This is a genomic window from Arsukibacterium sp. (assembly GCF_041616895.1).
GTDB lineage: Bacteria > Pseudomonadota > Gammaproteobacteria > Enterobacterales > Alteromonadaceae > Alishewanella.
This window is the reverse complement of record NZ_JBFJPY010000008.1, coordinates 31,761-53,715: the sequence shown is the minus strand read 5'-3', so window position 1 is coordinate 53,715 and position 21,955 is coordinate 31,761. Positions and strand designations below refer to the sequence as shown.

21 protein-coding genes are annotated in these 21,955 nt (G+C 51.6%); 9 read left to right on the top strand and 12 right to left on the bottom strand.

Features of this window, described 5'->3' with window-relative positions:
- A partial coding sequence (locus ABY802_RS02935; protein ID WP_372625513.1) for a M14 family zinc carboxypeptidase occupies positions 1 to 1,338 on the top strand: 1,338 nt, incomplete at its 5' end.
- A 2-nt stretch (positions 1,339 to 1,340) separates the two neighbouring features.
- On the opposite strand, the gene ABY802_RS02930 is transcribed toward ABY802_RS02935, so the two are convergent.
- From ABY802_RS02930 to ABY802_RS02910, 5 genes are all read right to left on the bottom strand, one after another.
- Positions 1,341 to 1,892 carry an NADPH-dependent FMN reductase gene (locus ABY802_RS02930; protein ID WP_372625512.1) on the bottom strand — a complete coding sequence of 184 codons (552 nt, stop codon included), beginning with the start codon at positions 1,890 to 1,892 and terminating at the stop codon, positions 1,341 to 1,343.
- Between the two features lie 76 nt (positions 1,893 to 1,968).
- A complete protein-coding gene (locus ABY802_RS02925) occupies positions 1,969 to 3,147 on the bottom strand; it encodes an exo-beta-N-acetylmuramidase NamZ domain-containing protein (RefSeq protein WP_372625511.1) in 1,179 nt (392 codons plus the stop codon).
- Positions 3,144 to 4,064 carry an N-acetylmuramic acid 6-phosphate etherase gene (murQ, locus tag ABY802_RS02920; protein WP_372625510.1) on the bottom strand — a complete coding sequence of 307 codons (921 nt, stop codon included), beginning with the start codon at positions 4,062 to 4,064 and terminating at the stop codon, positions 3,144 to 3,146. Before murQ ends, ABY802_RS02925 begins: the two co-directional genes overlap by 4 nt.
- 33 nt (positions 4,065 to 4,097) lie before the next feature.
- Positions 4,098 to 5,003 (bottom strand): BadF/BadG/BcrA/BcrD ATPase family protein, encoded by a 906-nt coding sequence (locus ABY802_RS02915; protein WP_372625509.1) that lies wholly within the window; start codon positions 5,001 to 5,003, stop codon positions 4,098 to 4,100.
- Positions 5,004 to 6,584 (bottom strand): sodium:solute symporter, encoded by a 1,581-nt coding sequence (locus tag ABY802_RS02910; RefSeq protein WP_372625508.1) that lies wholly within the window; start codon positions 6,582 to 6,584, stop codon positions 5,004 to 5,006. It lies immediately after the preceding gene.
- Between the two features lie 146 nt (positions 6,585 to 6,730).
- On the opposite strand from ABY802_RS02910, the gene ABY802_RS02905 reads away from it, so the two are divergent.
- The 3 genes from ABY802_RS02905 (at position 6,731) to ABY802_RS02895 (ending at position 12,609) form a co-directional block, all read left to right on the top strand.
- On the top strand, positions 6,731 to 8,686 hold the full coding sequence (locus tag ABY802_RS02905) for a glycoside hydrolase family 3 N-terminal domain-containing protein (RefSeq protein WP_372625507.1): 1,956 nt from the start codon (positions 6,731 to 6,733) through the stop codon (positions 8,684 to 8,686).
- Positions 8,686 to 9,894, top strand: a complete 1,209-nt coding sequence (locus ABY802_RS02900; protein ID WP_372625505.1) for an acyltransferase family protein — start codon at positions 8,686 to 8,688, stop codon at positions 9,892 to 9,894. The genes ABY802_RS02905 and ABY802_RS02900 overlap by 1 nt, the downstream gene beginning before the upstream one ends.
- 126 nt (positions 9,895 to 10,020) lie before the next feature.
- Positions 10,021 to 12,609 (top strand): EAL domain-containing protein, encoded by a 2,589-nt coding sequence (locus tag ABY802_RS02895; protein ID WP_372625503.1) that lies wholly within the window; start codon positions 10,021 to 10,023, stop codon positions 12,607 to 12,609.
- 19 nt (positions 12,610 to 12,628) lie between these two features.
- Here ABY802_RS02895 and ABY802_RS02890 read toward each other — a convergent pair whose 3' ends face one another.
- The 3 genes from ABY802_RS02890 to ABY802_RS02880 form a co-directional block, all read right to left on the bottom strand.
- Positions 12,629 to 13,270, bottom strand: a complete 642-nt coding sequence (locus tag ABY802_RS02890) for a DUF1294 domain-containing protein (protein WP_372625502.1) — start codon at positions 13,268 to 13,270, stop codon at positions 12,629 to 12,631.
- 84 nt (positions 13,271 to 13,354) lie between these two features.
- Complete coding sequence (gene nadC, locus ABY802_RS02885; protein WP_372625501.1) at positions 13,355 to 14,278, bottom strand: carboxylating nicotinate-nucleotide diphosphorylase; 924 nt, start codon at positions 14,276 to 14,278, stop codon at positions 13,355 to 13,357.
- A gap of 1 nt (position 14,279) precedes the next feature.
- The gene (locus tag ABY802_RS02880; RefSeq protein WP_372625500.1) at positions 14,280 to 14,801 is read right to left on the bottom strand and encodes a TIGR02281 family clan AA aspartic protease; all 522 of its coding nucleotides are present in this window, start codon (positions 14,799 to 14,801) and stop codon (positions 14,280 to 14,282) included.
- 68 nt (positions 14,802 to 14,869) lie between these two features.
- Here ABY802_RS02880 and ampD point away from each other — a divergent pair, with 68 nt between their 5' ends.
- The 5 genes from ampD to ABY802_RS02855 are packed head-to-tail and all read left to right on the top strand — an operon-like array spanning position 14,870 to position 18,478.
- Positions 14,870 to 15,466 (top strand): 1,6-anhydro-N-acetylmuramyl-L-alanine amidase AmpD, encoded by a 597-nt coding sequence (gene ampD / locus ABY802_RS02875; protein ID WP_372625499.1) that lies wholly within the window; start codon positions 14,870 to 14,872, stop codon positions 15,464 to 15,466.
- Positions 15,463 to 16,356 (top strand): regulatory signaling modulator protein AmpE, encoded by an 894-nt coding sequence (ampE, locus tag ABY802_RS02870; RefSeq protein WP_372625498.1) that lies wholly within the window; start codon positions 15,463 to 15,465, stop codon positions 16,354 to 16,356. The genes ampD and ampE overlap by 4 nt, the downstream gene beginning before the upstream one ends.
- 1 nt (position 16,357) lies before the next feature.
- Positions 16,358 to 16,816: a thioesterase family protein gene (locus ABY802_RS02865; RefSeq protein ID WP_372625497.1), complete on the top strand. Its 459-nt coding sequence runs from the start codon at positions 16,358 to 16,360 to the stop codon at positions 16,814 to 16,816.
- A 24-nt stretch (positions 16,817 to 16,840) separates the two neighbouring features.
- Positions 16,841 to 17,755 (top strand): EamA family transporter RarD, encoded by a 915-nt coding sequence (rarD, locus tag ABY802_RS02860; RefSeq protein ID WP_372625496.1) that lies wholly within the window; start codon positions 16,841 to 16,843, stop codon positions 17,753 to 17,755.
- A gap of 45 nt (positions 17,756 to 17,800) precedes the next feature.
- The gene (locus ABY802_RS02855) at positions 17,801 to 18,478 is read left to right on the top strand and encodes a DUF599 domain-containing protein (RefSeq protein ID WP_290610431.1); all 678 of its coding nucleotides are present in this window, start codon (positions 17,801 to 17,803) and stop codon (positions 18,476 to 18,478) included.
- A 76-nt stretch (positions 18,479 to 18,554) separates the two neighbouring features.
- Here the strand turns inward: ABY802_RS02855 and ABY802_RS02850 are convergent, their stop codons facing one another.
- Genes ABY802_RS02850 through ABY802_RS02835 form a run of 4 tightly spaced genes read right to left on the bottom strand, consistent with a single transcriptional unit; the run spans position 18,555 to position 21,881 of the window.
- Entirely contained in the window at positions 18,555 to 19,085 is a 531-nt protein-coding gene (locus tag ABY802_RS02850; protein WP_372625495.1) for a BON domain-containing protein, read from the bottom strand.
- Positions 19,082 to 19,669: an SIS domain-containing protein gene (locus tag ABY802_RS02845; protein ID WP_372625494.1), complete on the bottom strand. Its 588-nt coding sequence runs from the start codon at positions 19,667 to 19,669 to the stop codon at positions 19,082 to 19,084. Before ABY802_RS02845 ends, ABY802_RS02850 begins: the two co-directional genes overlap by 4 nt.
- Positions 19,670 to 19,681: 12 nt before the next feature.
- Positions 19,682 to 20,026, bottom strand: a complete 345-nt coding sequence (locus ABY802_RS02840) for a YraN family protein (protein WP_372625493.1) — start codon at positions 20,024 to 20,026, stop codon at positions 19,682 to 19,684.
- 16 nt (positions 20,027 to 20,042) lie between these two features.
- On the bottom strand, positions 20,043 to 21,881 hold the full coding sequence (locus ABY802_RS02835; RefSeq protein WP_372625492.1) for a penicillin-binding protein activator: 1,839 nt from the start codon (positions 21,879 to 21,881) through the stop codon (positions 20,043 to 20,045).
- Positions 21,882 to 21,955: the final 74 nt, after the last annotated feature.

Here is a 21,955-nt window from a genome sequence, read left to right as displayed (position 1 = left end):
GGCCTGGCGAAAGGCCAGATAATCCACGATGATATTGCGCCGCTGATTAAATACTACCAGCAGCAAGACTGGCTTGAAGTAACAGAGTTGGGGCGCTCAGTTGAGCAGCGGCCGGTGTATCTGTTTAAAATTGGCCAGGGCGAGCGCAAAGTGCTGGCCTGGTCACAAATGCATGGTGACGAACCGACTGCCACGGCGGCGATTTTTGATTTACTGGCGGTACTGGAAGCGCAGCAGCAGGCGCCAGCTGATGAAGACAATAGCCTGACGGACTGGCAGCAACACATTACTTTATATTTAATTCCGATGCTAAACCCTGATGGTGCCGAGCGTAACAGCCGCTTTAATGCGCTGGGGATTGATGTGAATCGCGACGCGGTGGCGCTGCAAACACCCGAAGGGCAGATGCTGATGCAGACGGCGAAAGACATTAAGCCTCACTATGGCTTTAACCTGCATGATCAGAACCGCTATCACGCTGCCGGAGACAATAAAAAACCAGCAACGATTTCATTGCTGGCGCCGGCCTACAACGCCGCGCGGGAAATAAATGCCAGCCGCCATGCCGCCATGCAGCTTATCAGTGCGGTAAAGCCGCTGCTCGATAAAGCGATACCGCAGCAGCTGGGCCGCTACGATGACGAATACTCAGTGCGATCTTTCGGCGATACCTTTTCTAAAATGGGCATTAGCACCGTTTTGGTGGAGGCGGGCGGTAACTATAATGACCCGTTTCGGCAGCAAGCCCGCCAGCTTAATGTGCAACTGTACTTACGCTGGCTGGAACTCATTAGCGCCCATAGCTACCGCGACTATGATTTAAGCGGTTACAACAGCATTCCAATGAACAACAGTGGCGGCATGAAAGATTTAATTATTAATCAGGTTAGTTTGCCACAGGCAAATGGCAGTGGTGTGCTGGCCCAAGTCGATTTAGTCTTTAACGCTGGTGGTAACGGACGTGGTCAGGTGGTGCTGGATGAAATAGGCGACGCCAGCATTTATGGTGCGTATTACAGCGTAGATGCCAGCGGCATGCAGTACAGCGCCGGAAAAGCCTACCCATTAACTAAACCGCTAAGCTTGAGCCGCGAGCGTTATATTCAGTTACTGGCACAGGGTTACAGCCACTTTAGTGGCAAGTCAGATTTGCTAACGAATAACTCCGGGCTGCCGGTGGCGATAAATCCGTCAGGCGTGAAAAGTCGCTGGCCGCAGCGCCGCTCCTCTACCACGTTTTTGCTGAGTAAAGATAATAAGGTTGAGCTTGCGGTGATAAATGGCCGGGTGATTAGGCTGGCAGATGCCAGCCTGTTAGATGCATTTGCTGGCAATTAGCGTTATTTTCTGCCATTAAGGCGCTGTTGCCAGCTAAGTAGCGCTGCCAGCAGTTTACGCACGTTAGCCTGAATTTTGTCATCAGTTAAATCGCCATCAGTGTCAAAAGCACCGCTGAAAGCGTTGGCAAATACTTCAGGCTGATTAAGCGGATGCAGGTTTAAATACACACATACCTGGCGTAAATGATACTGAGATCGAGATGAGCCCATACCGGCTGCCGAACCCATAATGGCTACCGGTTTACCACTTAATAAATGATTGTCGGGCTCACGCGAAGCCCAGTCCAGTGCATTTTTCAGTGCCGGCGCCAGCGAATAGTTATATTCGGGGCAGGCCAGCAATAAGGCGTCGGCCTCAGCCAGTTGCTGGCATAAAGTTGCTACCGCCGCTGGTTTAGCCCCGAGGTCGGCATTATAAAAAGGCACCTCCATTAAATCCGCCAGGTGGATTTTCATGCCATCAGGGCAATTGGCCATAGCATAGCGCACCAGTCCGCGGTTAGTTGATTTTGCTCGCAGGCTGCCGCAAATGGCTAAAACATTAATACTCATCTAAACTCCTTCTTTATTAAAGCCGGCTTTCAGTGCTGATGTTCAGTGTAGCCTATCCGGGAAAGTTAGAATGATTTTACGGATACAGTAAATACGGCTGGCGCTGCGCGGCAAACGCCTGCAGTGCCGGTTGCCAGCTGGCCCGGATTTGTTGCTCGCTCAGCCCCTGTTCAATTTGCTGGCGAAGAGTGTCACCACCAGCCAGTTTATCCATAAAGCCGGGCGAGCTGAAAAACGTCTCGTTATGCTCTGTAAATAGCTGCTGCCAGTTAATTAAGTAGCTTAAATCTAAGCCACCTGCTGTTACCTGGCGCAAATCCTGACCCTGGCTTGGGGTGTCTTTGAGTGGCGGGTTCATTGCCGCGCCGGGCGTCGCCACCGGGGTAAATTTAAACTCACCTAAACTAAATTTATCATAGCCAATAGCCTGAAACGGAAACGGAGTACCGCGGCCAATACTTAATGGCGTCGCCTCAAAAAAGCCCAGCGACGGATACAGCGCGATGGCCTGATCATTCGGTAAGTTAGGGCTGGGCGGTACCGGCAGGCTGTAACCCATATCGCGCTGGTAATTCGCTACCGGGACCACTGTCAGCTCAAGTTTATCGGCGTCTTTTATCCAGCGCTCGCCTTTAATCATTAGTGCCAGCTCGGCCACAGTCATGCCGTGCAGCAACGGGATCGGATGCATACCGACAAAGGACTGATAGGCTAAATCGAGCACCGGCCCATCCAGATAGCGGCCGTTGGGGTTAGGGCGGTCGAGTACCAGCATTGCCACATTATGTTCAGCCGCTGCCTGCAGCAGATAGTGCATTGAGCTGATATAGGTGTAATAGCGAACGCCGACATCCTGAATATCGAAAATAACGATGTCCAGTGCCTGCATTTGCGCCGCGCTGGGTGCCTTGTTGGCGCCGTACAGCGATAACAGCGGAATACCGGTTTTGCTGTCGGTACCCGAGCTGACTTTAGCGCCAGCATCATGATCGCCTCGAAAGCCATGCTCTGGCGCAAATATACTGACAATGTTCACCTGATTTGCCAGCAATACATCAACCAGATGCTGCTGGCCTATCCGCGAGGTTTGATTAACCAGTAAACCCACTCTTTTGTCTTTCAGCAGCGGCAAATAAGCTGCCAGTTGCTCTGCACCAGATGTGACAGGGCTTGCTGCAGTTGACGGTTGCTGACTGCGGCTGTCGCCACAGGCGGCTAAACAAATAAGCAGCAGTATAGTTAACCAGCGTTTCATGCTTTTGCCTCCAGCGCTTTACCAACAAAGCCCTGGCTTTTGGCCAGGGCCTGCTGACAGCTGGCCAGATCATCACCGGTTAAAATAAGTAAAATGGCCAGCTTAGCGTTCATATCGGCTTGCTGCAGGGCTGCGCTGGCGGTAACACTGTTGCAGTCGGTCGCCTGCATCACAATACGGACCGCCCGCGCCTGCAGTTTTTCATTACTGGCGTGCAGGTCGACCATCAGATTTTGATAAACCTTACCGCTGCGTACCATGGCTGCGGTGCTTAACATATTAAGCAGCATTTTCTGGGCGGTGCCGGCTTTCATCCGGGTAGAGCCAGTGAGAACTTCCGGGCCTACTTCAGCACAAATTGCAATGTCGGCTGCCTGCAGTATTGAGCCTGTGCTATTGCAGCTGATGGCAACGGTAGTGGCGCCCAGTTTGCGGCCATAAGCCAGACCACCCAGCACATAGGGCGTGCGGCCGCTCGCCGCAATGCCGACCAGCACATCGTTTGGGCCGAAATTAATGGCGCTTAGCTCTTCTACTGCCAGTTCCTGGCTGTCTTCGGCGCCTTCCACTGCCCTCTGGATGGCGGTTGTGCCACCGGCAATTAAGCCAATAACCTGATTAGCCGGCACACTGAAAGTAGGCGGACACTCGGCGGCGTCTAAAATACCCAGCCGGCCACTGGTACCGGCGCCCAGATAAATTAGCCGGCCGCCACTGGCAAACGCCGTAACTATGGCATCAACGGCCTGTGCTACGGCCGGTAACGCCGTCACTAAGGCCGGTGCAACTGTATGATCAGCCTGGTTAATTAGCCGGACAATCGCCAAACTGTCGAGGGTATCTAAATCAGTTGATGCCGGATTGCGAGCTTCGGTGCTCATACTGGCCAGTTGTTGCAGCAATTCAGTTTGACTCATCAGCCACTCACTTGGTTAAAGTTAACGAAAACATTATATGCCTGCGCTGTCCGAATTTTTGTTTAGCCTCGCAGCGCCTGTTAAATGCGCCAGTTGCCGAGCGGCTAATATCATGCCTCCGTCCAGTGCATCGCCGCGAGCGGGTTGCAACAAGCTGCTGATCTCAGGGCTCAGCAGCGGCTGACTGCTGGCCGCCAGGCCACCTAGCAATACTACTGGCAACGGGCGTTCGCCACGGCAGCAGTAAATAAGTTCAGCAATGGCAGTGGCGTGCTGGTGCAGCAGTTGCTGCGCCAGTGGGCAATGCTGATGAGCAAACACCAACGGCGCCAACGCTGCAAAATCACTGGCCCCGGCTTGTTTAAGCCAGGGCAATACCGTTTGGATATCGTTGCCGCACTGTGCAGCCAGGGCTTGAGTTAACGGGCTGGACACCCCGTCGTCGCTATCCAGTTGCCATAACAACTGGCGCACGGCCAGCTTGCCCAGCCAGGCGCCGCCGCCTTCATCACCAATGTTAAAGCCCCAGCCACCGGTTTGCTGTTCGGTGCCGTCTGCGGTTAAGCGCATGGCCACCGAGCCGGTACCCAGCGCGACCATAACAACCGGTTCGCCATTGTTGGCGCCGTAGAGCGAGGTGCGGGCGTCAGTAGTCAGTTGCCAGGCGGCGAAATCAAGTTGCAGTTGCTGGCAAAACGCGCGGTAAAGTTGCGGATTACCGGCACCGGCCAAACCAATACAGGCCATAACCTGGGCCAGATTGATGTCTGCTTGCTGACACAACTGCAAACTGAGTTGACGAACCGTGGCGACAGCCAGTTCCAGATCATTTGATAGCTGAGCCGGCCCGCCGGCAGCCTGCCATTGCTTACCGCTGATTGTATGTTGCAGTCTGGCAAGGGTTTTACTGCCGCCACCATCTACCGCCAGTAAATACATTTAATGCTCCACTCTATTTGCTGTTGCCAGACTGGCCGCATGCTGTGGTCTACCTGCCATACATACCAGCCAGGCAATCAGGGTGCCCAGACACAATTGCCAGGTGAAGCCAAGATCCCAACTGGCCAGGGTCGGACTAATTAACTGCAACAAATAAGGCTGCAGCAATAATGTGACACAAAAACCAGCCAAAAGCGCGGCAGTCACGCTGCTGCTGTTGCCCCGCTTACTGAATAGCGCGGTAAAAAATACGCCCAGCAAGCCGCTATAAGAAAACACCATGACACTGAGGGCAAAGGCCAGCAGTGGCATATCAGAATATTGTTGCCAGTAAAAACACAGCACCGCCATCGAGGATAACGCTACCGCCGTAAGCAGCATCGCCCATTGACCGGCGCGCACGTAATGCCGCTCGTTGGTTTCCACCTTGCGCCGTTCGCGCCAGGGTTGGTAGATATCGGCAACCAGCACCGAAGCCATCGAATTTAAGCCAGAGGTAATGGTTGATAGCGCTGCGGCAATAACACCCACCACGACCAGGCCCCGCAGGCCCGATGGCATTTCATTTAGGACATAATACATAAATACGGTAATTTGTTCACCGCCAAAGCTACCGCTGTAGCTGGCGCTGTTGGCAAACACATCGGGCCGTTGGTAATAAATATACAGCAGTAAACCAATCACAATAAAGACCAGCATCACCGGGATCACCAGCAGTGCCGACGATAACAGCGCTTTTGCGCCCCCGGCGGCGGTTTTGCAGGTTAACACCCGCTGCGTCATGTCCTGATCAAGGCCAAATGCGGCAATGTTTAACAGCACGAAACCGGTAAGCGCAGACCAGATGGTGAATACTCCGCTGCTACTGAAATCGGGTCTGAAATCAAATAGTGTTAGCTTAGAACTGCCATCGGCCAGTGGCTCACTCAACACCTGATATAAGGCGCTCAGGTCCAGTTGCAAGCTATGATATAAGTAACCCAGCACCACCAGTGCTGCTGCGACATATACTGCGCATTGCAAGGCATCAGTGTAAATAACCGAACGAATACCGCCAGCCATGGTACACGCCAGCCCTACCACGGCCAGTAAAATAATAGCGATGACCACACTACTGGCATCGATATTACTGAATAAAAGCATGGCAACCGCCAGCGCTGCCATATACAAGCGGGCACCACTGGCAAACACCCGACCAAATAAATACATTTTACCGGCGTGATTTTTGGCGGTGGCGTTAAAGCGGTTCTCCAGTAATTCGTATACGGTAGTGACTTTTAACTGGTAATAACGCGGGATCAGCCATTTAATTACCACTAAGGTGGCGATAATGGCGCCAATGTTGGTTGCAAGGTAGGTAAGATTGCCGCGAAATCCCATGTCGGGACCGCCCAAAAACGTCGCTGCCGACTGCGATGTGGCCAGCACCGATATTGCCACCAGAAAGGGTGGCATAGTGTTGCTGCCAAGGAAGTAGTCACTGCTGTTGTTCGCCTTACGCCGGTTTACCCAGATCGCCAGGGTGGCCAGTAGCAGAAAATACCCAAAAAATACCGTCCAGTCTAACAACGTTAGTTGCATGGCAGAATTCCTGAAGCCTGATTTTATTATTAATCGTTAATTTTTACTTTTGCCCCCTGCCACTACTGGCGGGCACCGTGTTTTTTTGTTTTACTGCAAGCCCATAGCTGCACAAGCGTTACCTTAACATAAGCGGAGTAAACAGTGTGTCGGATCAGCAAAATTGGTGGCAACGGTTACGATGGGCAAGTTGGATGGTTGTGGGCATGCTATCCGGTGTGCTGGCAATGAGCAGTCAGGCACAGCCAACGGCGGCACTTGCAACCACAGCCACGGTCCGGCAGATGCTGGGCCAAAAACTTATGCTTGATTTACGTTATTACTGTGTTGAACCAGTGGCACCAGGCAAGTGCCGCACGCCGTTAACCAGCCTACCCTCGGAACTGGCACAGCTGATCAGCCAGTACGATATCGGCGGGGTTATCTTATTTGCCGAAAACCTTGAACACAATGAGCAGATTATTACCCTTAACCGCCAATTGCAGCAGGCCGCAGCCCGTTCCGCTTTGAAACATCCGTTATTTATTAGTATCGATCAGGAAGGGGGTAGAGTTGCCCGCTTACCCCGCCAGCACTCCAGTGCCTTTAGCGGCAATATGGCCATTGGCGCTACCTATCCGAAACATGGCAATCATTTTGCTGAACTGACGGGCAGTGTCATTGCCGACGAACTGCTGGCCCTTGGTATTAACGTCAATTTTGCGCCAACGGTTGATGTTAATGTCAATCCGGACAATCCGGTGATTAATGTCCGAGCCTTTGCAGAAGACCCGGCTATGGTCGCAGAACTGGGCGGTGCCATGACGGCCGCTATGCAACAACGTGGCGTTATTGCCGCCCTGAAACATTTTCCGGGCCATGGCGATACTCATATCGACAGCCACTTAGGTTTGCCCCGGGTAGCGCATAGCCGCCAGCAGATTGATCAGGTCGACTTGCTGCCCTTTGCTAAAATTATTAACCAGCACAATCCCGGGATGATAATGACAGCCCATATTCAATACCCGGCGCTGGATAGCAGTACCTTTACTGCCAAAGATGGTCAGCAGATGATAAAACCGGCGACGTTATCACGGGCAATTTTACATGACTTGCTGCGCCAGCAACTGGATTATCAGGGGCTCATTGTTACCGATGCACTGGATATGGCAGGGATCAGCCATTTTTTCAGCCCGCACGATGCGGTGATCGCTACGTTTGCTGCCGGTGCTGACATTGCGCTGATGCCGGTAAAACTGCAAAGCCCTGCTGAGCTGGCCGACTTAGCGGCGTTACTCAATGCGCTGGAGCAAGCCGTGTTGACTGGCCAGCTTGATCGTGCTGAGCTTGATACTTCCTATCAGCGGATTATCGGCTTTAAACAGCAGTATCCGTTGTTACCAGCCGGTTCTGCAAAGATGCAGCTGCTCAGGGCAAATAAAATCCTGGGTAGTCCGGCCCACCGCCAGGCTGAGCTGGCGCTGGCTCAGGCCGCAGTGACCCGTATTTCAGTGGCTGGCATGGCTGAAAAAGCCGTTATGCCATCGCTTAGCGGCAAGCAGGTATTGCTGATTATGCCAGACAGCAATAAAGCGGCAGCTCTCAGTCTGGCGTTACAGCAACAAAGCCCGCATCCGCTTACTATCAGCAGCCTGAGTTTGTTACAGCAAGACCTGACAAAGGCCGCTGACCTGCTAAAGCAGGCCGATGTGGTGATCAGTGGTTTTATCACCCCAATGCCGTCACTGGCCGAAATTGGTGGCATGGATGATGTCAGTGCGCTAGGCCCGTTGGCTGCACGTTATCAGCGGCAGCAGCAGGATTTTTTAGATTTTTTACGCCAGGTAAAGCAGCAGCAAAAGCCCCATGTGTATATTAGTCTGCGCGCGCCCTATGATGCCTCCACCTATGGGCCCTATGCTGATCTGGCACTGGCCAGCTACGCCTACAACAGTGAAGATAAAGCCATTGCAGCAGGCGAGCCTGGTGCCACCTACACGGCTTTGGCACGAGTGTTATTGGGCCAGGTTAAACCAACCGGCGTGCTGCCGGTTACCGTGCAGCCGATCTCCAACGCACCTGCCGAGCCAGCAACGGTAGCGACACAGGGTAGCAAACAGTAATGTTAAGCGGCTTAAAGCAGCATTGCGATGCCATATTGGCCAAGGTACCCAGACAACGGCTGCTGGCGCTGGATGCCCTGCGGGGGTTAACCATTACCGCAATGATTCTGGTCAATAATCCGGGAAACTGGAACCATGTTTATGGGCCGCTGCGCCATGCAGAGTGGCATGGCTGGACTCTGACGGATCTGATTTTTCCGTTTTTTATTGTAATTGTTGGCATGTCACTACAATTGCGTCTGCAGTGGCAAAGCAGTTCGGCTAAAAGCAGTCAGCCCAAAGCGCTGATTATCCGCCATGCAGCCGTTCGCAGCCTGAAATTGTTTGGCCTGGGGCTGTTTCTGGCCCTGTTTTATTATAATTTTGCCGATCCGGCGTACAGCTATATTGAACAAAAGCTGCTTACGCTGCGCTGGCTTGGCGTGCTGCAACGGATTGGCCTGGTCTATTTTGCAACGGTACTGATTGTGCTGTATTGCGGTACCCGTGGCCGGATCCTCTGGTTAGCCGGGCTTTGCGCGGTGTATCTTGCGGCGATGTTATATCTGCCGTATCAGGATGCCTACGGCAATCAGTTCAGCGGGTTGCTGCTGTTCGGCAATAGTTTTGCCGCCTGGCTCGACCATACCGTGCTAGGTGCCCGTCATCTGTATTATGGCAGTGCTACCCCGTTTGCGTTCGACCCTGAAGGCCTGTGGTCAACCTTGCCGGCAGTGGCCAGTTGTTTAAGCGGGGTGTTGCTGGCGCAGTGGCTGCAAACCGAGCGCACGTTGTCCTGGAAAGTACGGGGTTTATTGTTGGCCGGGGTTATTGCGGTGTGGCTGGCCGAGTTATGGCATTTTGCCTTACCCATTAATAAAAACTTATGGACCCCCAGTTTTGTGGTGCTAAGTAGCGGGTACTGCGCTATTGCCCTGGCGGCATGTATCTGGTTATGTGATATTAAACGCTGGCGGCGCTGGAGTGCACCTTTCGTGATATTTGGTGCCAATGCGATTTTGTTTTTTATGCTGGCTGGCTTAATAGCGCGAACGCTGGTGATGATCCCGGTAGGTGAGGGTTCACTTAAAGGCTGGCTATTCAGTCGGCTGTTTCAGCCACTATTTGGTGACGTAAATGGCTCACTGGCCTTTGCCCTGGTATTTTTAGGACTGTCTTATTTATTAATGCACTGGTGTTACCGGCGGGGCATTGTTTTCAAAGTTTGACGGCACCCAAGGATGGCACCAGATGGTCCCGATGGCGTCCTGCAAAGGGTGTCCTGCAGAAGGTATTTGCAATTTACGCACCCTGCAGTAAGCTCAATAACAGAATAATAACTAAGTGACGTATTTATGCGCCGTATTGCCTTGCTGCTGGCATTGCTCTCGTTAATCGTGCCAATCTTTTTGTCAACCCCGGCAACTGCTGATAATGCTATCCAGGGACAAAACCGCCATCTGGTGGTAGGTGTTTACCAGAATCCGCCAAAGCTTACCGTCAGTGCTGATGGTATGCCCAGCGGTATTTTTGGCGATTTACTGACGCAAATTGCCCTGCAGGAAAAATGGCAGTTAAAGCCGGTGAGCTGTGACTGGGCATACTGCCTTGAACTGCTGAAAAGCGGTGATATTGATATTTTGCCTGATGTCGCGTTCAGTGAAGCGCGGGCGCAGGTCATGAGTTTTCATCAAATACCGGCGTTATTTAGCTGGTCACGATTATACAGCTTAAAAGACAATCAAATCGCAACGTTATCCGATCTGACAGGCCAGCAGGTCGCGGTACTGCGTGACAGTTCCCAGTACCATTATTTGCAGAACTACAGCCAGCAGCATCAGCTGGACATTAAGTTGCAAGGGGTTAAGTCGTTACAGGCCGCCTTTAATCTGGTAGCCGCCGGCCAGGCCGATGTCGCGGTAGCAAACCACTTATTCGGTGATGGTCGGGCTGCTGAATTTGAACTGCAGGCTAACCCGCTGCGGTTTGATCCGGTTGAACTGTTTTACGCCACGGCGTATGGCCGGAACCTGCCGATACTCGACGTTATCGATAGTTATTTGCGGCAATGGCAGGCTGAGCCACAATCGTATTATTTTCAGACGCTCACGCGCTGGAGCAAGCCCGGGCTTACTGCTACCGACAATGTTTCTATGTTGCTGCTATGGTCAGTTATCAGTGGCATAGTCGTCTTATTGATTGCTTCCGCGTTCATCTGGTATCAACGTCGAAGTATCCTGCAGCTGAACCGGTTGCGGCTAAGTCAGGACCGGCTGACCACTATCCTCAATAGCGTTGATGCGTATATTTACATTAAAGATAAACGGTTTCGCTATCAGTATGTTAATCATAAAATTGCAGCATTATTTGACCGGCAGCCGGAACAGATTATTGGCCATACCGACAACATGTTTTTCGATGCAAAAACCGTCAGTTTGTTGCAGATTAACGATGAGCGGGTGCTTAGTGGCGGCGAGCGGATTGTCGAAGAAGAAATAAATACCACGGTAAATGACCAAAAAGAGCGGGTTTTTTTGTCAGTAAAGTTACCGCTGCGTCATGCCAATGGTGAAATTTACGCTTTGTGTGGTATTTCGACTGACGTGACTGAACATAAACAAAACCAGGCGGCGATTCACCAGCTGGCGTTTTATGATGCGTTAACTTCGCTACCTAACCGGCGCTTGCTGCTGGAGCGGCTGGAGCAGGCGTTTAGCCTGGCTGGTCGGGGATCTGCGCAGGGCGCCGTACTGTTTATCGACCTGGACCATTTTAAAGATCTGAATGATACCCTGGGCCACGCCGTTGGTGATGAGTTGCTAAGCCAGGTTGCCAGTCGGCTTACCGAACAGCTTCGTAAAAGCGATACTCTGGCCCGGTTTGGTGGTGACGAATTTGTGGTGTTACTGCCTGAGCTGCAGCCCCGGGCCGATTTAGCCGGACAGCGGGTAGAATTGCTGGCGATGAAACTGATGGATATATTAAGCCAGCCGTTTCAACTGGCCGAGCGCACTTACACCATTAGCGCCAGTATTGGCATTGCCATGTTCAGTGATGCAGACAACGTAGACGAGCTACTGCAACGCGCCGATCTGGCCATGTACGATGCCAAAAGCCGGGGCCGCTGCCGCTACTGTTTTTATAACAGTAAATTACAAGCCGCCGTGCTTGAGCGTTCGGCGATGCTTAGTGGTTTGCGCCAGGCGTTGGAGCAGCAACAGTTTAGTCTGCACTTTCAACCGCAATATCACCTCGATGGCCAGGTGGTAGGTGCCGAAGTGCTGCTACGCTGGTCTGATCCTGATTTGGGTTCAGTATCACCAGCTGAATTTATTCCACTGGCGGAGGAGTGCGGTCTAATACTCCCTATTGGTGCCTGGGTATTGCAGCAAAGCTGCCTGCAGCTAGCCGACTGGCAACACGATGAGCTGAAGTCAGGTTGGCATCTGGCGGTCAATTTAAGTGTGCGTCAGCTCCATGATCCGAATTTTGTGGAACTGGTGCGCGATACGCTGTATCAGAGCGGCGCTAATCCGGAAAATTTAGTGCTGGAACTTACCGAAACCCAGTTATTAGAGGATATCGAAGCGGTCATTTTGAAAATGCAGCAATTAGGTGAGCTGGGAATTCGTTTTTCGTTGGACGATTTTGGTACCGGTTATTCATCCCTGAGTTATTTAAAACGGCTGCCACTTAACCAGTTGAAAATTGATGGCAGCTTTGTCCGCGATTTGCTGGACGATCCCAGTGATGCCGCCATTATCAGAACCATTCTGGCATTGGGTAACAGTCTGGAACTGGAGGTAATCGCCGAGGGGGTTGAAACGGTTGCACAATACAAGGCGTTAGCAAAACTAGGCTGCCAGCAGTTTCAGGGTTATTTACTGGGCCGGCCGGCGCCAATTGCAAAGCTCAGTGCTGATCCGCAAAAGCCGGGCCGATAACAATGCAAAGTGGGCTTTGTTAAGACCAGAGCGCCAGCCTGCCAAGAAACAGCTGACCATGTTGTGACAACAACCAGATAAGCAAAAGGCCGTTACCGACAATAACCAGCAAAAACTCTCGCTGGAATAAAAATTTACGTTTTTTATGTGACAATTTTTTCTGGGCCAGCAAGGCGCCTGGCCAGCCACCAATTAAGCTGAATAATTGTAAACTTTGCTCTGGCAGGCGTTGACGCTGGCGGGCTTTGGCAGCGGCTTTATCGGCACGATACAACCAGTAGGTAAACAGACTTGCTTCGATATACAGAATAGGCAAGACGTAAGGCAGGGTACCAAACAATAGCGCAATCACTACCAGTACCAGAAAGGCACAACGAAAGTACAGTGCCACATCCTGAGTGTAGTCCAGATCAACAATGTCATGCTCTGCCAGCGGCGCCGGTGAAGCGGACGCACTGATAACCTTCGACTGAATTGCCAGTGGTCGCCCTTGTTTATCCTGGCTAAGAGTAAATTGCAGGCGACACCCTTCCGTCGGCCGGATCTTACTGTCGGTAAAATCACGAATATGAAAAAATACTTGCTGGGTGGCATTATCAGGTACGACGAAGCCGAAACCTTTATCGTCGCGCCAGTGCACCACTTTTCCTGTTTGCTGCATAGGCCATCACCAAACTACACGCGTTGCAATTAGCCGAGTGTATCAGAAGTTTACTTAACCGTGGTTTAACTGGCTGGCAAAGTTTTACTTGTCGGAGGTGGTGATACTCAGCCGCATGGATAAATCAATGGCCTGGACATGTTTAGTCAGGGCGCCGCTGGAAATAAAGTCGACACCGCTTGATGCCAGTTCAGCTAACCGCTCTGCAGTAATATTACCCGACACCTCAAGCTTTGCCTGGCCATGATTTATCAACACGGCCTGCTTGATGTCGGCCATGCTGAAATTATCCAGCATAATAATGTCTGCATTGGCAGCTAATGCTTGCTGTAACTCATCGAGGTTTTCTGTTTCGACTTCAACAGGTTTACCCGGAAAATTCTGGCGGGCCTGCGCCACTGCCGCAGCAATAGAACCCGCAGCAGCAATATGATTCTCTTTAATCAGAAATGCATCAAACAACCCGAGACGATGGTTTATACCTCCACCACACTGTACGGCATATTTCTGGGCAAACCGCAGCCCAGGCAGCGTTTTACGGGTATCCAGCAGTCGGGTATTGCTGCTGACCAGCAAGCTGGCATAGTGGGCCGTAACGGTTGCCGTGCCACTGAGTAATTGTAAAAAATTCAGCGCGCTGCGCTCACCGGTTAATAGTAACCGAGCCGGGCCTGTCAGCCGGCACAATAAACTGTCCGCCGCCACCTTGTCGCCATCGGCTACCTGCCAACTGATACTGACCTGGCCAGTTTTTTCTCCCTGTGCCGCAGCTACCCGGTTAAGCTGGGCAAAAACTTCATCAACCCAGGCCGTGCCGCATACCACGCAGGGTTCACGGCTGATAATGGTGGCCGTTGCCTGTTGCGAGGCCGGGATCAGACTCGCGGTGATATCGCCTTCGTCCAGCGGCAAAAAGCCCAGATCTTCGGCCAGCGCAGCTTGAACGCTGCGGGTGATCTCCAGGGCCAAAAGGGGATGATGGGTTACTGCTGTGGCGTGCTCTGTCATATTAATTTCGCTGAATTAGGGTCAGTTGATTACCTTGCTGGCGGAATTCTAACTGGTTTAACGCACTCATGCCTAATAAAATCTCAGTGCTACCAAGGTTTGGCACCACGCTGGCACTAACTTGTTGTAGTACGATATCACCCAGTTGCAGCGAGGCTATTTCGCTAAGGTAGGCGCTGGTGATGCCATTGGCGGTGGCTACCTGTATTTGTCTGCCCCGCGGTAAGCCCAGTTTCTCAGCGGTACTTTGCGCAATGGCGACAGTGGTTGCACCGGTATCAAGCATAAAGTCGACCGGCTGGCCATTCAGCAGGGCGGTACCAATATAGTGGCCGGCCCGGTTGCGAAGTAATACCGTGCTGATTTCGCCAGCACTGCCCTGAATGCTTTGCAACTGCTGGTTTGGATTGCGTTTACCAGCCAGATAGTCCTGAAAAAACAAGAATAGCATCACCAGCAGCAGTAACCAGGCTAACCAGCTAAACGCTTTGGCAAAAGGGGTTCGTTGTTCGGGTACTTGCATTCGCGTGCCTCAACCTTGACAATAGTGCTCTAGCTTAATCACAGTAAAGGCTAAAGGCAAAAATTCTGATGAAAACCGTCGCAATGCCAGTGTGCCCTCAGATGCTGCAACGTCCTTCTACGCATTTTGATGATAGACCGCCTGGCGAGGAAATCAGCTTGTTAGTTATTCACAACATCAGTTTACCTGCCGGACATTTTGCCAAGGCACCACAGCAGGGCTGCCCGGTAGACAGTTTATTTTGCGGAACCCTTGATTGCAGTATTCATCCCAGCTTTACGTCGTTGCAGGGAGTAAGGGTGGCGGCCCACTGCGTTATTTGGCGCGATGGCACTATTTTCCAGTATGTCCCTTTTGCCAACAGAGCCTGGCATGCCGGCAAAAGTGAGTTTGCTGGTCGGGCCAACTGTAACGACTTTTCGATAGGGATAGAGTTAGAAGGCTGCGATAATATGCCGTATACTGAGCAGCAGTATCAAAGCCTGATAGCGCTGAGCCAGTATTTACTGTCGCGCTATCAGCAGCTGAAACCGGAGCGGATTGTTGGCCACTGTGACATCGCCCCCGGACGCAAAACGGATCCGGGACCGGCGTTTGACTGGTCGTATTACCGGGCCACTATTCAAGCCGTAGTTCAAGCCACAAGAATGGAGAGCAGGGAATGACGTTGATCAGCATGTTGTTGGCACTAATTATTGAGCGCCTCGCGGTGCGCAGCGACGCCTGGCAGGCTCACCGCTACGTCAGAGCATATTTAACCTTTAGTCTTAAAACCCCGCTGGCGGGTTTAGCCCGTCATCAACTGGGTCAGTATCTATGGTTATTACTGCCAGGCGCTATTGTTGCTGTGCTACTGGGCTTAATCGATAACCGTCTGCTCAGCCTTATTATTAACACCCTGGTGTTACTGGTCGGTATTGGTTGCTGGCATTACCGCCAGTTGTACAAGCAGTATCTTAATGCGCAGGAGCGGGGTGACGGCGAAGCGGCCTATCTGGTGATGCAGCAAATTCGCACGGAGTCAGGCAGTAGTATTGAGCAAAACAGTTATGGCCAAACACTGATTTGGCTCAATTTTCGTTATTATGCGGCAACAGTGTTCTGGTTTTTAGTGCTCGGTGTCTTTGGGGTTATCACCTATGCTTTGGTGCGCCAATTACAAGAGCCAAGAACCCTGGTTGATGATAGCGGTGCGCCGGACAGCGAACAGACTGCAACGGCCTATAGCGAGCTGCAAACCGACAACGAGGGTCCGGACGCCGTGTATTACCTGACGTTTTGGGCGCAGTGGTTCCCAACCCGGTTATTTGGTTTAGGCTTTGCGCTGGTGGGTTATTTCTCCCGGGCCTCTAATGCCTTACTCGCGTATTTTATGGATTTTACGACCGATAACGAGCAGGTACTGACCGAAGTGGCTTTGGCTGCCGAACCGCAGGAAGAGGAGCAGTTGAATACGCTGGATGAAAGCAGTGCCATGGTGCAGTTAGGTAAGCGCAATATGTTGTTTTTTCTGGCTCTGGCAGCGATATTAACCCTAAGCGGTTGGTTGTACTGAGATGGCCCAGTCTGCTGATCAGCTGCTATCCTACATTGCCGCGACCTTTGATCACATGCCGTTTAATCGTCTACTCGGCTTGCAGGTAAGCCGCTTTGCCGACGATGAAGTCGAGGTGCGGTTTCCATGGGCGGAGCAATTGGTGGGCAATCCTATCCAGCAGATTTTACACGGTGGAGTTATTGCCACCGTGCTGGATGTCGCCGGGGGCATGATGGCAGTGGCCAGTGCGCTGGGACGGTTTAGTGAAATAGAGCAAGCTGAACTGGTACAACGCTTTGGTAAAATGAGCACTATTGATATTCGCACCGATTACTTAAGACCCGGCCGTGGGGCCGAGTTTATTGCCACGGCCCGGGTGATCCGTGCCGGCAATAAAGTGGCAGTATGCCGGATGGAGCTGCACAACGAACACGGTGTGCATATTGCACTGGGTACTGGTACTTATCTGGTTGGCTAAAGACCAACATTCTGGGGTTACACAATGTCGTTAAGCCGGGAGCAAAAGCTTGGTGGCGCTTTCGCAGCCAGCGCTTACAGCCTTTGGGGTATTGCTCCACTCTACTTTAAGCAAATTGATTTTATAGCCGCCACGGAAATTCTGGTGCACCGGATTGTCTGGTCCTGCCTGTTATTGTTGCTGGTATTGTTAGCTCTAAAGCAGGGGCAGAGGCTTTTGACGCTGTTGCGCCAGCCAACCCTGATATTATGGCTGCTGTTTACTGCGCTAATTCTGGGCGTTAACTGGGGCTTGTTTATCTGGGCAGTAAACAGTGATCATATGCTTGAAGCCAGTCTTGGCTACTATATCAACCCCTTGCTGAACGTGTTGCTCGGCATGTTATTTCTGGGTGAAAGGCTAAGAGCGCTGCAATGGCTGGCACTGGGGTTGGCAGCAACCGGCGTGGTCATTCAGGTGGTTATTTTCGGCTCCATTCCCTGGGTGGCGCTGGCGCTGGCTGGCTCCTTTGCCGTATATGGCTTGTTACGTAAAAAACTGGCGATAGAGGCAATAACGGGGTTGTTTGTTGAGTCCTTATTGTTGCTGCCACTGGCGCTGCTGTACTGGTGGCACTATGCCGATAGCAGCGCAGTTAATATGTTGAATAACTCCACCGCACTTAACTTAATGCTGGTGGCCGCTGCTTTTGTTACCACCATTCCGTTGCTGTGCTTTATTGCCGGAGCCCGTCGCCTGCAATTATCGACCATGGGTTTTTTTCAGTATATTGGTCCTAGTCTGATGTTTGTCTTTGGTGTCTGGCTGTATCATGAACCTTTGCAACCAGCGAGTTTAATAACCTTTGGTTTTATCTGGCTGGCCTTGTTTATTTACAGTATGGATGCCTGGCGGCATCTACGTTATCAGCGCAAGCTATTACGCAGTGCGGTATGTTAAAAAACCGCTGTCACGTCATCTTTGGTTCAGTAGCAGGAGCATAATATGCCAGGCCCGTTAGACTTAATTGCTGTTATCTGGTTTTTTGTGTTGTGGATAGGCTATACCCTGTTTGCTAAACGCAAAGCCAAAAAAGTGAGTTGTTTGTCGTTTGAACTGCGGCGTAAACGTACTGACTGGATGCAGAAAATGCTGACTCGCGATAACAAAATGGCAGACGTGGGGCTAATTTCTACCCTGGAGCGCAACGTCACCTTTTTCGCATCAAGTTCATTGCTTATTTTAGCGGGTTTGCTGACCGCCATGTCTTCCGCGGAAAAACTAAGCGTAATGTTGTCAAATCTGGTGCCCTGGGCCAATTATACTGAAGGCTCGGTTCAGCTGAAGTTATTGCTGCTGACCTTTATCTTTGTTTTCGCCTTTTTTCAGTTTACCTGGTCGTTACGCCAGTACGGTTTTTGTGGTGTGTTAATCGGTGCTGCGCCGGATGGCCGTAACTTAAATGAAGAGGATCAGGCGCTGTACGCTAACCGGGCAGCTAAAGTCATCGATCAGGCAGGCCATTCGTTTAATTATGGTTTGCGCTCGATTTATTTCTCGTTATCTGCACTGTCGTGGTTTATTGACCCGATTTTATTTATGATAAGCTCAGTGGTAGTGATGATCGTCATGAAGCAGCGCGAGTTTCATTCTAAAGTGCTAAAGGCGCTGCAGGAATGCTAAACCCTGACAGCTGAAACAAAAAAAGGGTCAGAGTGAATAAATTATTCACTCTGACTCTTTTTATTTATTTTGAAGGTTAACGGCGTTCGAACGCTTTCACTACCCTGGCGACCCCTTCGACATTACGGGCAATATCTACCGCTTTATCGGCTTCAGCGCCACTGACCAGTCCCATTAAGAACACTTCAGCGTTTTCAGTAACCACAGTAATGTTAAGGCCGCTGACATCATCATCTTTTAGCAGTTGAGACTTCACTTTAGTCGTGATCCAACTATCCCGGGTGCGGGTGGATAACGATGTACTGTTACCAAGCCGGATCTGATTATGAATATCCCGCACGCCCGGGGTGTCTTTAACCAACAGCTCTGCCTGTTGTTTGATGCTATTGCTGTTCACCTGGCCCGTCAGCAACACGATGCCGTTGTAGCTGGTAACGCCTATGTTGCTGCTATCGGGTATCATTTCAGCGGTGCCAATAGCCCGCCGAGCACGGATTACAATGCTATTGTCATCAATTTGCGATCCCAGGGTGCGCCGGTCGCTGACAACACAACCCTGTAACAGCGTAATAGTAACCGCCAGGACAATAAGTTTACTGATATTCATAGTTCTCCCTGCTGTGGAAACAGCGTAGTGTCGATAAGTTCGCAAATACAATGTAGTAAAAAGGTATAGCATTCAAATACCCTGGCCGGCCGGTGCGCGGGTATTTTTAACTCGACATCCTGCTGATTCAGCAGGCCGGCCAGATCACTGTCGTTATCGATCGTCAGCGCAACCACTTTCATATCGCTGGTTACGGCTGCTTCGACTGCCTTAATTAAGCTTTGTTCAGAACCGGTCAGCGAAATTACCAGCAGCACATCTGCGGCGCCGCCAAGCGCCCGTACCTGGCGGGCCAGGAAGTCCTGGTTAATATGGTTGTTCGGATGCAGGCTCGAAATATCGTCCTGCAGCGCCAGTGCCGGCAGACAGGGGCGTTCGGTCTCAAATTGATCCAGTAGCAATTGGGCAAAGTGGCAGGCCAGAGCCTGACTGGCCCCGGCGCCGCAGCATAGCACTTTGCCGCCGTTGATCAGGCTATTAACGATAACCAGTGCACTGTTTTCGATCGGTTCAGCCAGCGCTTCGCTGGTTGCGATCATGGTTTGGATATTTTCACTGAAAAGCTGTCGGATATGTTCCTGCATTACCCTGTCCTTTTAACTGAATGCGTTCTGCAACCAGTTGTAATGAAACGGCTCACGCCCCTCAATTGCCAATACATCGATCCGGCATGGCTGACTCTGGCCACCATGCTGCTGCAAATACCAGCGTACTGCCCGCAACAGCTTCTGCTGCTTGGCCACGGTAACGGCTGCCAGCGCGCCGCCAAACGCATTATTGGCCCGGTATTTTACCTCAATAAACACCAGTTGCTGGTTCTGACGCATAACTAAATCTATTTCACCGGCTTTGCACTGAAAATTACAACACACCAGCGTCAGGCCCTGTTGCTGTAAATAGTCTAGCGCCAGTTGCTCGTAGTATTGCCCTTTGTTATTCATTATTCGTGGTTCATGCTCAGGGTTCTTGCACCGAAATCAGCCGGTTGTTGCGGTAGCTGGCCCAGCTTAACCGCCGCACAATACTGCCATGCTGGTCCAGGCTAAGCTGGCCTGTCAGACCGGGAAACACCAGTGCTGGCAAATGTTGTTGTTGTTTTAATCTGGCAATCAGTTGGTAGGCGTCATGGCCCATGGCGAACAACCGTTGTAATATTTCATCCTGATCGGTAAACAGTCGCTGATATTGCTCGCGCAATTGTACGCTGCTTTGTTCGCCGAGCATCCATGGCATCTCGGTGAAGGTCAGGCCATTTAAATCGCGCTGCTCGTTGCTATCCAGGCTGGCACTAAAACTACGTGAACTGGCATATACCGGTAAGCGTGGGGCGGTCTGGTTTACCGATACATCGACATAAGGCTTAAATAACCGGGTTTGCACCGGATCGGCCAGCAGATAAATGGCATCGATATCCAGCCGGCTGTGTGGTTCTGCTTCCAGTGTGGTTTTATTGCCGACTAAACTGCTGATATTGCGGATCCGGCTCTGGCTGATATCGGTTTCCAGCAACGTGCTGATAATCGTTTCCAGCTCTGCTTTGGCACTAAACTGATAAAACTCAGGAGCCGGATGGCCCATTGCCTGCCACTGCGCGGCAAAATGCTGCTGCATCCGCTGGCTGATATTGTTTCTGGCACTAATCACCACCGGGCGCTGATAGTTTTTTTGCTGGAAAAGCGCTGCCATCTGGCTCGCTTCATCCTCTAAACTTAACGCGTAAAAGAAATGGTCATCCCGCTTTGGCTGTGCCGGATCCCGACTGTTTAAAAACAAGGTGGGCCAGGGCCAGTCAGCCTGCTGGCTGATTACATCGACCTGGTCCCGCAGCAACGGGCCAATCACAAAATCGACCATCTGTTGCTTTAAGCTTAGGGTTATTTGCTCCGGGCTTTGCTGACTATCAATAAAGATCAGCTGCGAGGTTGTTTGCTGTGCGCTGGCGGCACTGATTAACCCATACTGCAGGGCCTTGGCATGAGCCCGGAAGTTTCCGGTTAACGGCAGCAAGATGCCAATCCGGCTGGGTTGGTAGGGTGTTAACGTTTGCAGTTGCTGCAGTCCCTGGGGTAAGGCATCGGGTCCTGGCATCTGGGGGTAGCGCTGATGCCATTCTGTCAGCGCCAGTTGTAAGGCCTGTTGCTGGCCAATATTCTGGCGGCTAAGCTCAACCAGATTCAGCCAGGCCAACTGGCGGTTTGTGGCATTGGTACGCAAACTGGTAAGGTTAGCCGGGCTTAGCGTGGTCAGTTGCTGCCACAATACATTCCAGAGCTCGGCATAGTTTTCAGTACTTTGCTGTTGCTGGTCCAGTTGCAGCAACCAGCGGCTGGCAGCCAGGCTACGCTGCTGGTTAGCATAAAACTGCGCGCCCTGCCATAAATAGTCGCTTAAATCTGCTTGTGGTAGCTTATCAAGCGGCGTGTTCTCCAGCAGTGCATCGGCGCGTTCCAGCTCATTATTTGCCAGATAGGCTTGCAGCAATAGTACGATGTTGCGTTGGCGGATCAGAGCGTATTCACTAGAAGCCAAAGTATGGGTTATGGCCAGCGCCAGCGGATACTGTTGTTGTGCCAATGCGGCGCGGGCGGCCCGCAGCAAATGTATTTGCCTGGCTTCACCCTGATATTCACGTGCTTGCTGATACAAATCTGCCGCAGCTTCAGCCTTGGTTGCCGGCACTTCCTGCCCGGTAACTGCTGCGGGGCGCTCAATGGTAGTTTGAGGTTGCTGGGCACAGCTGGCTAACAGGCTGCACAGGCTTAAAAATAGCAGTGGCTTTAATTTGCTGGAATTCACGTTGCACAGTACCATTAGGCTTTTAATAGGGCTATCTTACTTAGACTGTCCGCCAAGCTCAATTAAATAGCGAA

Coding starts and splice junctions, on each gene's coding strand:
- ampE (WP_372625498.1), top strand. CDS start 15,463: ATGACGTTGATCAGCATGTTGTTGGCACTAATTATTGAGCGCCTCGCG.
- ABY802_RS02930 (WP_372625512.1), bottom strand. CDS start 1,892: ATGAGTATTAATGTTTTAGCCATTTGCGGCAGCCTGCGAGCAAAATCA.
- ABY802_RS02865 (WP_372625497.1), top strand. CDS start 16,358: ATGGCCCAGTCTGCTGATCAGCTGCTATCCTACATTGCCGCGACCTTT.
- murQ (WP_372625510.1), bottom strand. CDS start 4,064: ATGAGTCAAACTGAATTGCTGCAACAACTGGCCAGTATGAGCACCGAA.
- ABY802_RS02880 (WP_372625500.1), bottom strand. CDS start 14,801: ATGCAAGTACCCGAACAACGAACCCCTTTTGCCAAAGCGTTTAGCTGG.
- rarD (WP_372625496.1), top strand. CDS start 16,841: ATGTCGTTAAGCCGGGAGCAAAAGCTTGGTGGCGCTTTCGCAGCCAGC.
- ABY802_RS02890 (WP_372625502.1), bottom strand. CDS start 13,270: ATGCAGCAAACAGGAAAAGTGGTGCACTGGCGCGACGATAAAGGTTTC.
- ABY802_RS02895 (WP_372625503.1), top strand. CDS start 10,021: ATGCGCCGTATTGCCTTGCTGCTGGCATTGCTCTCGTTAATCGTGCCA.
- ABY802_RS02910 (WP_372625508.1), bottom strand. CDS start 6,584: ATGCAACTAACGTTGTTAGACTGGACGGTATTTTTTGGGTATTTTCTG.
- ABY802_RS02840 (WP_372625493.1), bottom strand. CDS start 20,026: ATGAATAACAAAGGGCAATACTACGAGCAACTGGCGCTAGACTATTTA.
- ABY802_RS02900 (WP_372625505.1), top strand. CDS start 8,686: ATGTTAAGCGGCTTAAAGCAGCATTGCGATGCCATATTGGCCAAGGTA.
- ABY802_RS02850 (WP_372625495.1), bottom strand. CDS start 19,085: ATGAATATCAGTAAACTTATTGTCCTGGCGGTTACTATTACGCTGTTA.
- ABY802_RS02925 (WP_372625511.1), bottom strand. CDS start 3,147: ATGAAACGCTGGTTAACTATACTGCTGCTTATTTGTTTAGCCGCCTGT.
- ABY802_RS02845 (WP_372625494.1), bottom strand. CDS start 19,669: ATGCAGGAACATATCCGACAGCTTTTCAGTGAAAATATCCAAACCATG.
- ABY802_RS02855 (WP_290610431.1), top strand. CDS start 17,801: ATGCCAGGCCCGTTAGACTTAATTGCTGTTATCTGGTTTTTTGTGTTG.
- nadC (WP_372625501.1), bottom strand. CDS start 14,278: ATGACAGAGCACGCCACAGCAGTAACCCATCATCCCCTTTTGGCCCTG.
- ampD (WP_372625499.1), top strand. CDS start 14,870: ATGAAAACCGTCGCAATGCCAGTGTGCCCTCAGATGCTGCAACGTCCT.
- ABY802_RS02915 (WP_372625509.1), bottom strand. CDS start 5,003: ATGTATTTACTGGCGGTAGATGGTGGCGGCAGTAAAACCCTTGCCAGA.